14 protein-coding genes, 1 pseudogene and 1 riboswitch are annotated in these 14,192 nt (G+C 73.3%); of the genes and pseudogenes, 9 read left to right on the forward strand and 6 right to left on the reverse strand.

Features of this window, described 5'->3' with window-relative positions:
- The 3 genes and pseudogenes from CWC38_RS07965 to CWC38_RS07975 all read right to left on the reverse strand — a co-directional run.
- Positions 1 to 905: pseudogene (locus CWC38_RS07965) on the reverse strand (5-methyltetrahydropteroyltriglutamate--homocysteine S-methyltransferase); the annotation flags it as partial.
- Between the two features lie 184 nt (positions 906 to 1,089).
- On the reverse strand, positions 1,090 to 2,085 hold the full coding sequence (locus CWC38_RS07970; RefSeq protein ID WP_121846252.1) for a methylenetetrahydrofolate reductase: 996 nt from the start codon (positions 2,083 to 2,085) through the stop codon (positions 1,090 to 1,092).
- Positions 2,086 to 2,130: 45 nt separating this feature from the next.
- A riboswitch (SAM riboswitch) is annotated at positions 2,131 to 2,247 on the reverse strand.
- A 71-nt stretch (positions 2,248 to 2,318) separates the two neighbouring features.
- The gene (locus CWC38_RS07975) at positions 2,319 to 2,636 is read right to left on the reverse strand and encodes a hypothetical protein (protein WP_121846253.1); all 318 of its coding nucleotides are present in this window, start codon (positions 2,634 to 2,636) and stop codon (positions 2,319 to 2,321) included.
- A 292-nt stretch (positions 2,637 to 2,928) separates the two neighbouring features.
- On the opposite strand from CWC38_RS07975, the gene CWC38_RS07980 reads away from it, so the two are divergent.
- The 5 genes from CWC38_RS07980 to crtI all read left to right on the forward strand — a co-directional run bounded on the left by CWC38_RS07980 (position 2,929) and on the right by crtI (position 8,385).
- Positions 2,929 to 3,798 carry a fructosamine kinase family protein gene (locus tag CWC38_RS07980; protein ID WP_121846254.1) on the forward strand — a complete coding sequence of 290 codons (870 nt, stop codon included), beginning with the start codon at positions 2,929 to 2,931 and terminating at the stop codon, positions 3,796 to 3,798.
- Positions 3,799 to 3,996: 198 nt separating this feature from the next.
- A complete protein-coding gene (locus tag CWC38_RS07985) occupies positions 3,997 to 4,566 on the forward strand; it encodes a MarR family winged helix-turn-helix transcriptional regulator (protein ID WP_121846255.1) in 570 nt (189 codons plus the stop codon).
- Positions 4,563 to 5,858, forward strand: coding sequence for a polyprenyl synthetase family protein (locus CWC38_RS07990; RefSeq protein ID WP_240625161.1), 1,296 nt, complete (start codon positions 4,563 to 4,565; stop codon positions 5,856 to 5,858). The genes CWC38_RS07985 and CWC38_RS07990 overlap by 4 nt, the downstream gene beginning before the upstream one ends.
- 11 nt (positions 5,859 to 5,869) lie before the next feature.
- The gene (locus CWC38_RS07995; RefSeq protein WP_121846256.1) at positions 5,870 to 6,766 is read left to right on the forward strand and encodes a phytoene/squalene synthase family protein; all 897 of its coding nucleotides are present in this window, start codon (positions 5,870 to 5,872) and stop codon (positions 6,764 to 6,766) included.
- Complete coding sequence (gene crtI, locus CWC38_RS08000) at positions 6,763 to 8,385, forward strand: phytoene desaturase family protein (protein ID WP_121846257.1); 1,623 nt, start codon at positions 6,763 to 6,765, stop codon at positions 8,383 to 8,385. Before CWC38_RS07995 ends, crtI begins: the two co-directional genes overlap by 4 nt.
- Positions 8,386 to 8,577: 192 nt before the next feature.
- On the opposite strand, the gene CWC38_RS08005 is transcribed toward crtI, so the two are convergent.
- Entirely contained in the window at positions 8,578 to 9,555 is a 978-nt protein-coding gene (locus tag CWC38_RS08005) for an LLM class flavin-dependent oxidoreductase (RefSeq protein ID WP_121846258.1), read from the reverse strand.
- Between the two features lie 233 nt (positions 9,556 to 9,788).
- Here CWC38_RS08005 and CWC38_RS08010 point away from each other — a divergent pair, with 233 nt between their 5' ends.
- From CWC38_RS08010 to CWC38_RS08025, 4 genes are all read left to right on the forward strand, one after another.
- Positions 9,789 to 10,511, forward strand: coding sequence for an alpha-ketoglutarate-dependent dioxygenase AlkB family protein (locus CWC38_RS08010; RefSeq protein ID WP_121846259.1), 723 nt, complete (start codon positions 9,789 to 9,791; stop codon positions 10,509 to 10,511).
- A gap of 153 nt (positions 10,512 to 10,664) precedes the next feature.
- Positions 10,665 to 11,192 carry a flavin reductase family protein gene (locus tag CWC38_RS08015; RefSeq protein WP_121846260.1) on the forward strand — a complete coding sequence of 176 codons (528 nt, stop codon included), beginning with the start codon at positions 10,665 to 10,667 and terminating at the stop codon, positions 11,190 to 11,192.
- Positions 11,193 to 11,453: 261 nt separating this feature from the next.
- On the forward strand, positions 11,454 to 12,152 hold the full coding sequence (locus CWC38_RS08020; protein ID WP_338067537.1) for a flavin reductase family protein: 699 nt from the start codon (positions 11,454 to 11,456) through the stop codon (positions 12,150 to 12,152).
- Positions 12,153 to 12,379: 227 nt separating this feature from the next.
- Entirely contained in the window at positions 12,380 to 12,934 is a 555-nt protein-coding gene (locus CWC38_RS08025) for a YceI family protein (RefSeq protein ID WP_121846261.1), read from the forward strand.
- A 54-nt stretch (positions 12,935 to 12,988) separates the two neighbouring features.
- On the opposite strand, the gene CWC38_RS08030 is transcribed toward CWC38_RS08025, so the two are convergent.
- Both CWC38_RS08030 and CWC38_RS12110 read right to left on the reverse strand, forming a co-directional pair.
- On the reverse strand, positions 12,989 to 13,315 hold the full coding sequence (locus CWC38_RS08030) for a hypothetical protein (protein ID WP_121846262.1): 327 nt from the start codon (positions 13,313 to 13,315) through the stop codon (positions 12,989 to 12,991).
- A 40-nt stretch (positions 13,316 to 13,355) separates the two neighbouring features.
- A complete protein-coding gene (locus CWC38_RS12110; protein WP_165860374.1) occupies positions 13,356 to 14,123 on the reverse strand; it encodes a cell division protein CrgA in 768 nt (255 codons plus the stop codon).
- Positions 14,124 to 14,192: the final 69 nt, after the last annotated feature.

Below are 14,192 nucleotides of genomic sequence, written 5' to 3' on the forward strand. Positions count from 1 at the left end.
GAGATGAGCGCTAGTCGCGTGGGCTCGGAGATGTGTATAAGAGCCAGGTCCGCGTCCGTCCGGGCGAGGGCGAGCAGCGCGTCCTCCCCGGCGTCCCCGTAGCCCACGGTCACGAGCACGGCGGGCCGGTGGGCGGGGTGGGTGAGCCGGGCGTAGGCGGCTTCAAGGGCCGTGACGATCTCCGCGCGGTCCACGGCCCAGCCGTCCGCGGCGAGCGCGGGCTCGTCCAGCTGCACCCACTGCACGCCAGCAGCCGCGAGCTCCGAGAGGATCGTGAGGTAGTGGCCCACCACGTCGTCGAGCCGGGCCAGCGGGTCGGCCGGGGCGTCGTCGGTGGTCTCGGGGCGGGACAGCAGCAGCAGCGTCACCGGGCCCACGAGCACGGGGCGGGTCCTGGTCCCGGTGCGGCGCAGGGTGTCCCGGTAGCGGGACACGAGGCTCTCGGGGTGCGCGCTGAGGGGTGTGTCCGGCCCGATCTCGGGAACGTAGTAGTGGTAGTTCGTGTCGAACCACTTGGTCATCTCCAGCGGCTCCAGGTGGTCCGTGCCCCGGGACAGGGCGGTCACCAGCTCGATGCCGCGCGTGGTGTCCGGGGCGGCGGCACGGAAGCCGTCCGCGGCGAAGCGGGCCGGCACCGCGCCCAGGGCGAGGGCGGTGTCCAGCACGTGGTCCACGGCGAAGCCCTCGCCGGGCACGGCGGCGTCGTCGGTCAGACCGAGCTGGGTGAGCCGCGTCGTCGTGCGCTCCCGCAGCTGCGCGAGGGTGTCCAGGACGGTGCTCGCGGGGTGCTCCCGCGGGTCCTTCCAGTAGGCCTCCAGGGCCCGTTTGAGCTCGCGGTCCGGTCCGATCCGGGGATAGCCCAGGACGGTGGCGGTGGGGAACGCGGGGGTGTGCTGGGTGGTCATGGGAACTCCTTCGTCAGGGGTGTCAGGGGTTGTCTGGGGTGGAAGAGGGTGTGCGGAACCGCGCTCGCGGGCGGGTGCGCTCGCGAAACGGGTGGCGGGGTGTGTCTGGGAGCCAGGGTGTCCAGGCGACTGGGTGCGCGGCGCTCGGGTCCCCGGTTGGCTGCCGCCGGGGCTACGCCGCGGGCTACACCGCGGGACTGCGGCCGCGGTACTCCCGGGCGGCGTCCCGGACGCGCAGGTGCTCCAGGATGGTGAGTGCTGCCTCGGGCCGGTTGAACGTGTAGAGGTGGAACCCGGCGCAGCCCAGGTCCAGGAGGTCGTCGATGAGCGAGAGCGTGGCCGCGATGCCGCGGTGGCGCATGTCCTCGGGGGAGTCCGCGGCGAGGAAGTCCGTGAGGCGCCGCGGCACGGAGACGCCGGTGATCTCGGTCATCCGCCGCAGCCGCCGGGGGTCCGTGAGGGGCATCAGCCCGGCCACCACGGGGATGTGGATGCCCTCGGAGCGGGCCCGCTCCAGGAACCGGGCGTAGTCCTCGGGCTCGTAGAGCACCTGGGTGATCGCGTAGTCCGCGCCGGCCTCCTGCTTGTCCCACAGGGACGCGAGGTCCGCCTCGAAGTCACGCCCCCGCGCGGGTGAGGGGTAGCAGGCCACGGACACGGACAGCGGCCGGGTCCCGGGGCGGAACCCGTCCCCGAAACGACGCCGCTCCGCGTCCCGCACGAGCCGCACGAGGTCCGAGGCGCGGTTCAATCCGCCCGGAGGGGTCACCCACTCGGCGCCGCCCAGCGGCGGGTCCCCGCGCAGGGCGAGGAGGTCGCGGACGCCGTCGTCCAGCAGCTGCTCCACGGCGCTCTCCAGGCCCGCGCGATCGGTGCCGCCGCACGTGAAGTGGGCCATGACCGGGGTGTTCGTGGTGCGGCGCAGGTGCCGCAGCGCCTCACGGGTGACGCCGGGGGCACCCGAGTGGCCGTGCGTGACGGAGAAGAAGTCCGGGCCGGCCTGGGCCATGGCGTCGATGCTGCGCCACACGGTGTCCGGGTCCGCGGTGGGACGTGGCGGGAACACCTCGAACGAGACGAGCGTGGAGCGGCGGGGCCGGCGCACGAGCCAGGACGTGCCCGTGGGAGGCTCCACCGGGTGGACGGGGGCGGTGCGGGCTGCTGCCAACGGTGCGGGCATACGAGAAAACCTCCGGCGGTAGGACGCCGGAGGTGTGAGATCCGAGCGCCGTACTTGCCGATCACGCGGTTGCGCGACGGCCGGATCGTCATCTGGGGCACCCCACTACAGCAGGAGGGTTGCCGTCCGGCCAGCCAGAGCTTTGCGCCGGAACTCATGATCCTTGATGTGCGAGCGACGGTAGCACGGGCCGCTGGTCTGTCAAAAGTCTGGGCCGCGGAGCGCCTTCGGCCTCAGCGGGGCGGATGCGCCGCCGAGCTGCCGCTGCGCGGGGATCCCTCGGCGGCTGGTGCGGCCGAGGGGGCCTCCGGATCGAGCGGGTCCTCCGGGTAGCGGTCCTGGTGGAAGAGCCGAACCAGGGACAGCGTCACGACGGTCAGGGTGAGGGAACCCGCCAGCAGCACCAGGAAGAAGGGCAGGACCGGGTACTTCACGGCCCAGTCGCTGGAGAAGTAGGAGACGGCGTAGCCCACCGCGCCCAGGACACCGAGAACGGCGGCCAGGGCGTAGAGAAAGGTTTCGGGGCGGTGACGGTGCAGGAAGGGGGCCATGATGTCCTCGCAGCGGGTCAGCGCGGAACGGGTGTCACGAACGTGCGCCGACGCGTCCGGGTGCGCGGGCGCCGTCGTGCAATGGCGTGGGGCAGTGATGACGACATGCTAGCAACGCGGCGCATCGTGCCTGGTGAGGCGGGGGTCACGACGCGGCGGTGCGGCACCGTTGTCCATGCACACGCATGCCGTTGACGGGGGGGCGGGACGCTGCGACGCGCCCCACCGCGACGGCTCTCCGAGACCTCCGCCGGCCCGTGCGCCTGTCGGAGCGCGGTGCTAGACAGGAGTCATGTCACACCTGGACCAGCTCCCCCGGGAGCTCGTGAGCGATCTTCACGTCCGCGCCGCCCACCCGCTCAGCGGCGGGGACAGTGCCAACGCCTTCCGCCTGGAGACCCCGGCGGGTCCTCTGTTCGCCAAGACCATGCCGCACGCCGCCGAGGGGGTCCTGCCGGTCGAGGCCGCGGGGCTGGAGGCGCTGCGCGCGGTGTGCCCCGAGGAGGTGCGGGTCCCGCGCGTGCGCCACGTGAGCGAGGACGCGCTCGTGCTGGAGTGGATCGACGAGGCCTCGGGCGGCCGTGACGCCGCCACGGAACGCAGCTTCGGCACCGGGCTGGCCCTGATCCACCGGGCCCGCGCGCCGCACGTGGGGTGGCTCTCCCCGGACCTCCCCGAGCGCATTGGATCGGCGCCCGTGGACCTCACCCCCACCGACGACTGGGCGGACTTCCTGCTGCGGCGCCGCATCGAGCCGCTGCTGCGCGAGGCGGTCGATGCCGGGAACCTGGACCCGGCGGCGTCGGGCCTGCTGGCGAGCCTCGCTCCGCGGGCCGCCGAGCTCGCGGGGCCGCCCGAGCCCCCGAGCCTGGTGCACGGAGACCTCTGGGCCGGGAACCGGGTGGTGGACCGCGCGGGCGCGAACTGGCTCATCGACCCCTCGGCGTTCTACGGCCACCGGGAGTACGACCTCGCCATGATGCAGCTCTTCGGCGGCTTCGGGCGGGACTGCTTTGCCGCCTACGACGAGACCTACCCCCTCGCCGACGGCTGGCAGCAGCGTGTGCCGTGGTACCAGCTGCCGCCGCTGCTGATCCACGCCATCCGCTTCGGCGGGGGCTACGGCGGCTCCGTGATGAGGGCGCTGCGCCGGCTGGGCTGAGCGGCGGCGACGGCGCAGGCGCCCCGGCCGTCAGGTGCCGGACGTGCCGTGGAAACCGGTGGGGCCACCCTCTGGACATGCGCGGGTGCGCCGCCGGAGGTGGCACGCCGGACTGGGTGCACGGGGTTGGACAGCGTTCGCCCGTGTACCGCATGATGCTTACTAGATGATCTAACCATCGTGGACTCGAGGTGCGGCATGGACAGCAGCGGCGCGGAGCTCGTCAACGCCGGGCCCCACTCGCGTGCGCTGCGGCGGGTGATCACCCTGAACCAGGAGATCGGTTTCCAGGTGCGCCGCACCATGGGGCTGCGGGACACCGACTACACGGCCATGGCCCTGCTGCTGCGCCGCCCCATGGGCCCCACGGAGCTGGCCCGCGCGCTGCACATCACCACGGCCTCCGCCACTGCCATGGTGGACCGGCTGGTCCGCGCCGGGCACGTGGTCCGCGAGCCGCACGAGGAGGACCGCCGCCGCATGACGGTGCGTGCCGTGGACCGTTCCAGGGCGGAGGTGGCCGCCCACGTGGCCCCCATGGTGGCGATGGTCGAGGAGCAGCTCGCAGCCCTGGACGAGTCCGGCAGGCAGGCCGTCCTGCAGTTCCTCACGGGGACCGCGGCGCGCATGGAGGCCCACCTGGACGAGCTGCGGGAGCGTCCGGCGGAGAAGCCCGCTGAGACCCCCGCAGCTGAGCCCGCCGGTGCCATGGACACGGCGGCGCCCAGGCCGGGCGGGCAGCTCGGCGGCACCGGGGGGAGCCCGTGAGCGCGCCCGGACCGGACCCCTCCGCGATCCTCGCCGCTCCCCGCCCGTCCCGGGTGCGGGACACGTCCCCCGCGGCCTCCCTGCCGGTGGACGACGCCGCCTGGGTCCGGTTCCGCACCGCCGTCCAGCACGAGCTGGACGAGTTCTTCACCGCCCCGGGCAACCGTGTTCCCGCCAGCCCGGGGTTCCCCGTGCTGTGGGAACGGGTGCGCGGGCAGCTGGCCGGCGGCAAGCTCATCCGGCCCCGCCTCACGCACATTGCCTGGTCCGCGTTCGCCGCCGCCGGTTCTGCCAGAGCAGCCGCACCTGGCCGCGCCGGCACACCGGCGCCCGGCCCGTCCGGAGCACCCGCCTCCGTTCCCGCGGGAGCACCCGTCTCTGTTCCTACGGGAGCACCAGCGGCCGGCCCCGAAGGGTCCCCCGCGCACGAGGCGCCGGACCCGCAGTGCGTGCGGCTGGCGGCGTCGTTCGAGATGCTGCACGCCGCCCTGCTGGTGCACGACGACGTGGTGGACCGCGACTGGCGGCGACGCGGCCGGCCCACGGTGGGGGAGCTGTTCCGCCGGGACGCCGCCGCAGCGGGGGCACCTGAGCACGAGGCCGAGCACGCGGGGGAGTCCGCGGCGATCCTCGCCGGGGACCTGCTGCTCGCGGGCGCGCTGCGGCTGGCGACCACGTGCACCACCCACCCGGAGCGTTCGCGTGCCGTGGCGGACGTGGTCTTCGAGGCGGTGTCCGCGTCCGCAGCCGGGGAGCTGGACGACCTGCTGCTGTCCCTGCACCGGTTCGGGGCGGAGCACCCCGGGGTGCAGGACATCCTGGACATGGAGCGGCTGAAGACCGCCACGTATTCGTTCGAGGCGCCGCTGCGCGCGGGTGCGCTGCTCGCCGGGGCGCCCGCGGAGCAGGCCGAGCGCCTGGCCCGCGCGGGAGCGCTGCTCGGGGTGGGCTACCAGGTGGTGGACGACGTCCTGGGAACCTTCGGGGACCCCGAGGTGACGGGCAAGTCCGTGGACGCGGACCTCCGCTCGGGCAAGGCCACCGTGCTGACCGCCCACGGGATGCAGACCCCTGACGTCCGCCGGGTGCTCGAGGACCTCGCGGCGGGAACCACCACGGTGGCGGCCGCGCGGGCGGCCCTGACGGCGTCGGGCGCGCGGGAGGCGGGGGTGGCGCTCGCCACCGATCTCGTGGACCGGGCCCGCGGCATCCTGGACGGGCTCCCGCTGCCGCCGACCCAGCGCGAGCAGCTGCACGAGCTGTGCCACCACGTCCTGAACAGACACTCGTAGTGAGGACTTCCATGACCCACCCGGACGCGCCGCCCACCGCGTCGCTGAGCCTGTACACGGCCACCGCGCTGGCCGCCTCCGGGCGTGTGATCGGTGAGTACTCCACGTCCTTCTCCCTCGCGTGCCGCACCCTGCCCGCGGACGTGCGTCGGGACATCGCCGGGATCTACGCGCTCGTGCGGGTCGCGGACGAGGTGGTGGACGGCACGGCCGGGGCCGCAGGGCTGGACCCCGGGCAGGTGCGTGCCGCGCTGGACGGGTACGAGGCCGCGGTGGAACAGGCACTGGCCACGGGGTTCTCCACGGACCTCGTGGTCCACGGTTTCGCGGACGTCGCGCGTCGTCACGGCTTCGGTGCGGAGCTGACCGCACCGTTCTTCGATTCCATGCGCGCGGACCTTCAGGTCGCGGAGCACGACGGCGCCTCCCTGGAGTCCTACATCTACGGTTCCGCCGAGGTGGTGGGCCTGATGTGCCTGGAGGTCTTCATGGGCATGCCCGGCACCCGCGCGGGGACCCCGGAGCAGCGGGAGCAGCTGCGGGCCGCCGCGCGCCGGCTGGGGGCGGCCTTCCAGAAGGTCAACTTCCTGCGGGACCTCGGCGCGGACCACGACCAGCTGGGCCGCACCTACTTCCCCGGCGCGGACCCGGAGCACCTCACGGAGGAGCAGAAGCACGCCCTGCTCGCGGACCTCACGGCGGACCTCGACGCCGCCGTCCCCGGCATCCGCGCGCTGGACCGCCGGGCCCGCCGCGCGGTGGCCATTGCGCACGGTCTCTTCCAGGAGCTCGCGCGGCGGATCGCGCAGGTGCCCGCGCAGGAGCTCACCCGGCGGCGCGTGAGCGTGCCCCCCGCGGTGAAGCTGCGCATCGCGGCCCGCTCTCTGAAGGGATCGGTGGTGGCATGACACGCACGGTGGTGATCGGCGGCGGGTTCGCGGGACTGGCCACGGCGGGTCTGCTCGCCCGGGACGGCCACGAGGTGACGCTCCTGGAGCAGCAGGACACGCTCGGAGGGCGCTCCGGGCGGTGGTCCGCGGAGGGCTTCACGTTCGACACCGGCCCCAGCTGGTACCTCATGCCGGAGGTCATCGACCGCTGGTTCCGGCTCATGGGCTCCAGCGCGGACGAGCAGCTGGACCTGCGCCGGCTGAGCCCCGGCTACCGCACGTTCTTCGAGGAGCACCTGCACGAGCCCCCCACGGACGTGGTCAGCGGGGAGGCGGAGGAGCTCTTCGAGCGGCTCGATCCCGGGTCCTCGCACGCGCTGCGGGAGTACCTGGACTCCGGCGCGGAGGTCTACGAGCTCGCCAAGGAGCACTTCCTCTACACGGACTTCGCGCACCCCGCGGACCTGCTCCGCCCCGAGGTCCTCAAGAACCTGCCCCGGTTGGCCGGGCTGCTGAGCACCTCCATGAAGCGCTACGTGGCCTCCCGCTTCCGGGACCCCCGCGAGCGCCAGATCCTGGGCTACCCCGCCGTGTTCCTGGGGGCCTCCCCGGACACCGCGCCCGCGATGTACCACCTGATGTCCCACCTGGACCTCACCGACGGCGTGCAGTACCCCGTGGGCGGGTTCGCCGCACTCGTGGACGCGATGACCGGGCTGGTCCGCGAGGCCGGGGTGCAGGTCGTCACCGGCGCCACGGTCACGGGCCTGCGCGTGGACCCCGCCCCCGCCTCGCTGCGCTCGCGCCTTTCGGCCGCCCGCGCACGACGCCGGTCGGCCGGCTCCGTCACGGGGATCACCTACCGCGCGGCGGGCGCGGGCGTCGTCGGCCCCGGGGGCAAGGGCACCGCGGAGGTGACGGTCCCCGCGGACGTGGTGATCGGCGCGACCGACCTGCACCACCTGCAGACGCAGCTGCTGCCGGAACCGTTCCGCGCGCCGGAGTCCCGCTGGAACCACCGCGACCCCGGGCCCTCCGGGGTGCTCGTGTGCCTGGGTGTGCGCGGGAGGCTGCCGCAGCTGGTGCACCACAACCTGCTGTTCACCGCGGACTGGGACGACAACTTCGGGCGGATCGCGGACGGCTCGCCGCTCGCTCAGGAGACGTCGATCTACGTGTCCAAGACCTCGGCCACCGATCCGGGCACCGCGCCCGCGGGGGACGAGAACCTGTTCATCCTGGTGCCCTCCCCGGCGGTCCCCGAGTGGGGTCGCGGAGGGGTGCGCACCCCCGAGGTGGAGGAGCCAGGGTCCCCGCAGGTGGAGCGGGTGGCGGACGCCGCCATCACGCAGCTCTCCCGCTGGGCGCGGATCCCTGACCTCGAGGAGCGCATCGTGGTGCGGCGCAGCTGGGGCCCCGGGGACTTCGCGGCGGACGTCAACGCGTGGCGCGGATCCATGCTGGGGCCCGGCCACACCCTGCGCCAGTCCGCCGTGTTCCGTCCGGGCGTGAGCGATCCCGGGATCGAGGGGCTGTTCTACGCGGGATCCTCGGTGCGCCCCGGGATCGGCGTGCCCATGTGCCTGATCTCCTCGGAGGTGGTGCGGGATGCCGTCCGCGGGCGTGGCTCGAACTGACGCCCGGGGGAGCTGACGCCGCGGCGTCGGCTCCCGGGCCGCGACCGTTGCCGTGCGCTCACGCGGTACGGGCAGGGGGAGCGTCGCCGTCACGCCGTTGCGGAACCAGCGCATGCCGGTGGTGGCGGGCGAGGACGACGGCGTGGGTGCCTGCCCGGCGCGCTGTGGGCCGCACCCGCGCCGAGCCGGGGCTCAGGACCAGTGGTTCGCGAGCAGCTCCATGGACTGCAGGACGTCCGGCTGGCGGGTGGACAGCGGCGAGATCATGAGTTCGTCCGCGTCCGCGTGGTCCGCGAACCGGCGCAGGTAGTCCACCACGGTGTCCGGGGTGCCGGCGCCCATGTAGCTGAGCATGTGCAGGATCTGGGACGCGGCGGGGGAGGCCATGACCATGTCCATCTCCTCGTCAGTGAACTCGCGCCCGCGCCCCACCATGGCCTTCACGCGTGCCCGCTGGGTGGCCTCGAGCTGGCGGGCCGCATCCTGCGCGTCCTCGGAGACGATCACGTTCACCGCGGCGATCACGTACGGCTCCGCGAGCTGCTCGGAGGGCTGGAACTGGGAGCGGTACGCGGCCACCGCATCCACCAGGGCGTCCGGGGCGAAGTGCGAGGCGAACGCGTAGGGCAGACCGTAGGCCGCGGCGAGCTGCGCTCCGAAGAGTGACGAGCCGAGGATGGTGAGCGGCACGTTCGTGCCCGCACCCGGCACCGCCCGCACGCCGGGGACGATCGACTGGTCCCGCAGGTAGCCCTGCAGCTCCTTGACGTCCTGCGGGAAGTGCTCCGCGGCCTCGGGGGAGCGGCGCAGCGCCTGCAGGGTGCGCGGGTCCGTTCCGGGGGCGCGGCCCAGCCCCAGGTCGATGCGCCCGGGATGCAGCTCCGCGAGGGTGCCGAACTGCTCCGCCACGGTCAGCGGGGAGTGGTTGGGCAGCATCACGCCACCCGAGCCCAGCCGGATCCGTTCGGTGTGGGCCGCCACGTGCGCGATCAGCACGGCCGGGGCGGAGGACGCGATGGTGGGCATGTTGTGGTGCTCGGCGTACCAGACGCGGGAGTAGCCCAGCTTCTCGGCGTGCTGCGCGAGCGTCACGGAGTCCGCGAAGCTCTCACCCACCGACTGGTTCTCCCGCACGGTGGCGAAGTCGATGACGGACAGGGGCAGGGCCATGACGGAACCTTTCCAGACGAAAACTTGCTGTGGAAATAACGTGGCGGGCGGCCGCGGTATTCCAGGGCCGGGGCCCGCGCGGTGGGGCGGCCCCTTCCGTGCCGATGACGGGTGCGGCAGTGACGGCGTCCGCGGGAGGGGCCCCGTGGGGGACGGCCGCCAGGGTGTCCGGGCCGGGGAGGCGGGGTGCGGCGTCGTCCCCGGGTGTCGGACGGGGACTCTAGGCTCGCCCCATGGCCGAGTACGAGCTCGACGAACTGTTCACCGTGCCGCGCGGGCCCGCCGTGCTCGCGCCCGGGGCCGTGCACGTCCCGGACTGGCTGGACCCTGCCCGCCAGCAGGAGCTGGTCACGCAGTGCCGTGCCTGGGTGCGGGCCGCGCCCATGACGCACCACGTGATGCCCGGCGGTGGGCGGATGTCCGTGCAGTCGGTCATGCTCGGCGCGGGCGGCGTGGACTACCGCTACGGTGCGTCCGCGGGGCGGCGGCTGCTGGAGCTGCCGGACTGGCTCGTGGAGCTCGGCCGCCGGGCGGTCGCGGACGCGTACGGCACGGAGGACGCCCCCGCGGCAGTGGACCCGGGGTTCGACGGTGCTCGCCGGGTGGCGCAGGAGCACCGCCCCGACTCCGCGCTGGTCAACTTCTACGACGACGCGGCGCACATGGGCATGCACCAGGACCGGGACGAGTTCTCCGCCGCGCCCATCGTCTCGCTGTCCCTCGGGGACACGTGCGTGTTCCGCCTGGGCAACACCGAGACCCGCACGGCGCCGTACCAGGACGTGGAGCTGCGCTCGGGGGACCTGTTCGTGTTCGGGGGGCCCTCGCGCTATGCGTTCCACGGCGTACCAAGGGTGCTTCCTGGCACCGGGGGCCGCAGGCTCGGGCTGCGCCAGGGCGGGCGGCTCAACATCACGCTGCGGATGACGGGCGGACGCGGCGCCGGGGCTCGGTGACGGTGTTCGGCGGCGGTGCGTGCCCGGTGGCGGTGCGGGCTCGCTGTCCCCGTGTGCCCACGTGAACTGCAGCGCCGCTGCGCCCGCAGGCGGGGCACACCCCGGGGAACCGCCGGCCCTGCGCACGGGGTGGGTCGGTGGAACACTGGGGCCATGGAGATCGAGCCCGTGGACAGCCATCCCAGCGAGACGCAGGTGGAGCGCTACCGACGCCTGGCCGCCGAGCACGCCTCGGGAGTGGGTGTGGTCTGCTCGCGCTACCGCGGCAAGGACCACGCGATCACCGTGACGGCGTTCGCGGACGTCTCCTACGACCCGCCCACCATGCTCGTGTGCCTGTACGACATGGGGCGGATGTGCGAGGCCGTGGCGGCCTCCGGGTCCTGGACGCTCTCGCTGCTGAGCGCGGGGCAGCGTTCGGTGGCCAACTGGCTCGCGAGTCCCGGCAACCCCGTGGACGGGCTGCTGGACTCCGTGCCGTTCCACCGCACCGAGCGCTCCGGGACGCCGGTGCTCGACGGGTGCCTGAGCTGGTTCGAGCTGGACACCGTGTCCACCCACACGGCCGCCACGCACCTGGTGGTGGTCGGGAGGGTCACCGCCATGGGAAGGGGCGAGGGCACGGCCGCCACCTCTCGTCCGCTCGTCCACTACGCGAGGGAGTACAAGAGCATCGGATGACATGGAATCGACCGAGCCCCGGTGCGGCGCCGGGAGCGGCTGGGTATCCGGTCTGCCGGGTGGTTGTGAGTGGCGCGCGGCTCCCCGCAGCCCCAGTTGCGGGGTATCTGTGGGCTCAACGGTGGAGTTGCAGGTGCGAATCTGTCCCCCACTGTGACGTCCGTTTGCCCCGTGTGGACCAGAATGTGGACCTCGGAACCGTGCCCCGCTCGGGCGATTCCTGGCAGGATCGAAGCGTAGTGGGAGAGCGAGGACCGGGCCGTGGACCCCGGAGCAGCAGCCGTGGGAGAGGACCAGATGATGCCGCACCGTGCCAGTAGCGAGACCCGCCACAACGCCGTGACCGTTGAGCGGGGCGCGCTCGCGGAGGGCGTGCCGGAGACGGGTGGGGAGGCGGAGCGGGTGGCCGCGCAGGCCGTGGACCTGGTGGCCCCCACGGAAGCGCTCCACAGCGACCCCCGGCTCACGGAGGGCTTCAAGTCGGCCTTCGGGCAGCACCCGGCGGGCATCGCCATCATCACCGTGGCCGGCCCGGAGGGGCCGGTGGGGCTCACGGCGTCCTCCGTTTCCTCCATCTCCGCGGATCCGCCCATCCTGGGCTTCTCGCTGCAGGCCAAGCGCGGCTCGGCCGCCGTCGTGGCCACCGCGGACTCCTTCGTGGTGCACTTCCTGGACTCCGACAACGTGGAGCTCGCCCGCTCTTTTGCCATCTCCGGCGCACCCCGCTTCGGCGCGGACATGGACTGGGACACCCTGCCCACGGGTGAACCGCGGCTTCTGGGGGTGCGTCGGGTGCTCCGAGCCGTTCCCCTCGCACGCATCAAGGCCGGACCCGCGCTGGTGTTCAACGCCGCTGTGGTGGACGTCCTGGGGGAGGGGGGCTCCGGCAGTCCTCTGGTCTACCACCAGCGCCAGTTCCACGGTCTGAGCCACAACTCGGTGCTGGACCTCCCGCTCTGAGTAACGGCTGAGCTCTCGGGGGAGCGGGCCTGGAGCTGGGGTCGGGAGCGGCGGGGACACGGTTGCGGGCCGGTCTCCACGTCGAGGGGGAGCAGGCGGCCCGGGTAGGCAGTAAAAGTTTCCGAAGAACATGTTGACGCGTCACGCTAATGGCCGTATATTAGTTTCCGAAGCAAGCACCTGGGCGGTGCGGAGCCGCCCCCCACCACCAAGCTGAGGAGCAGATCATGAGCACTCTCGACGGAATGACCACCGGCACCTGGACCCTGGATCCCGCCCACACCGAGGTCGGGTTCTCCGTCCGCCACGCCGGCATCTCCAAGGTGCGCGGGGTGTTCGGCACCGTGTCCGGTGAGCTCACGGTGACCGAGGACGCCTCCCGCTCCACGGGTCTGGTGAGCATCGACGTGGCCTCCGTGGACACCAAGAACGAGGGCCGTGACAACCACGTGCGCTCCGCGGAGTTCTTCGACGTGGAGAACCACCCCGAGATGACCTACCAGATCACGGGCCTGGACCTCACGGACGGGGAGGGCACGGTGTCCGGCACGCTCACCCTGCGCGGGGTCTCCCGCGAGGTCACGCTGGACACCGAGTTCAACGGGGTGGCCGTGGACGCCTTCGGCACCACCCGTGCCGGGTTCACCGCCGCCACCACCATCTCCCGGAAGGAGTTCGGCATCACCTGGAACGCCGCGCTCGCGGCCGGCGGCGTGATGGTCTCGGACAAGGTGCGCATCGACCTGGACGTGGAGTTCACCGCTCCCGGTTCCCAGCACTGAGCCCCTGCCGCGCACACGGAGGCCCCCGCCGCACGGCGGGGGCCTCCGTGTGCGTCAGCGCAGCGACTGGGCGATGAAGTAGACCACCGGCACCAGCACGAGCCCCAGCAGGGCGAGCCTTCGCACGCGCACCTCCAGGCGCGCGGGATTGATGTGGTGCTTCCCGTCCGGGGTGTCCGCCGCGGGGCGGCGTGCGGCGTCGTCCGCCACGGGGCCCGGTGCGGACGGGGCGGTCGCGCACGAGCCGTCGGCACCCAGAGGACGGTCCGCGCCCTCGGAGCGGTCCGTTCGGCGCGCAACGCCGCGGGCGGCGTCGTCCGCTGCCGCGGAACCGGGTGGGGTGGACGGGTCCGGGCGCGGTTCGCCCTGCGGAGTGCTCACGGGGTCTCCTGACGGGAGCGGGCGGGGCCGGGAAGGAGGCTCAACGCCATCGCGTGGTCATGATGAGCCCGGCGAGCATGAAGCCCAGCCCGATGAACAGGTTCCACTGGCCGATCCCCGGGATGGGGACCACGCCCTGGAACAGGTAGAACGTGATGATCCACAGCAGGCCCACGATCATGAGCCCGATCATCACGATCTTGTACCACAGCGGGGTGGGCTGGTAGTCCGTGGCGCGGCGCTCGCGCTCCTCCGCCTTGGCGGCCCGCTCGGCCCTGCGCTGCGCCTGGCGTTCGCGCTTGCGCTGCTGCTTGAGCTCCATGGGGGTCGGCTCGGACTCCGGGCTGTCCGACGCCGTGGTGTCCCCGGCGTGCGCCGCGCTGCGAGCGGTGCCCGCCGTGGTCCCTGTCGTCGACGACGCCGCAGCGGCTCCTGCTCCCGCGGCTCCTCGCGGGGCGCGGCCCTTGGCGCGGCGGCCGACGGCCTGGTGCGTGCCGCTGGCCGCGGTGGTGGCGCCCTCCGTGGTGTCCTCGACCGTGGTGTCCTCGGCGCGGGAGCCATGGGCCCCTGTGGCGGCTGCAGAATCACCGCCGACGAGCTCGGTGTCGGTCACGGCATCGCGGGCGGCCACGGAGGAGGACCCCGCGTTGCGCGCCGCGGCGCGCTCGAAGGAGGCGGCCGCGCTGTTGCGGGGGAGGATCTCTGCGGCCAGTGCCGCGAGTTCGCGGTCCCGCTCCGTGAGGGTGAACTGCTGAGCGTCCTCCTGCGCGTCACGGGGCCTGCCGAAGCGCTTCCTGGGCTGAGACACTGCTGACCATTCCTCCTGCTGCGTGGGCGCGGGACCCGGTGCGCACCGGGTCCCGCGCCCACGCAGCAG

Source organism: Kocuria tytonicola, assembly GCF_003687455.1.
Taxonomy (GTDB): Bacteria; Actinomycetota; Actinomycetes; order Actinomycetales; family Micrococcaceae; genus Kocuria; species Kocuria tytonicola.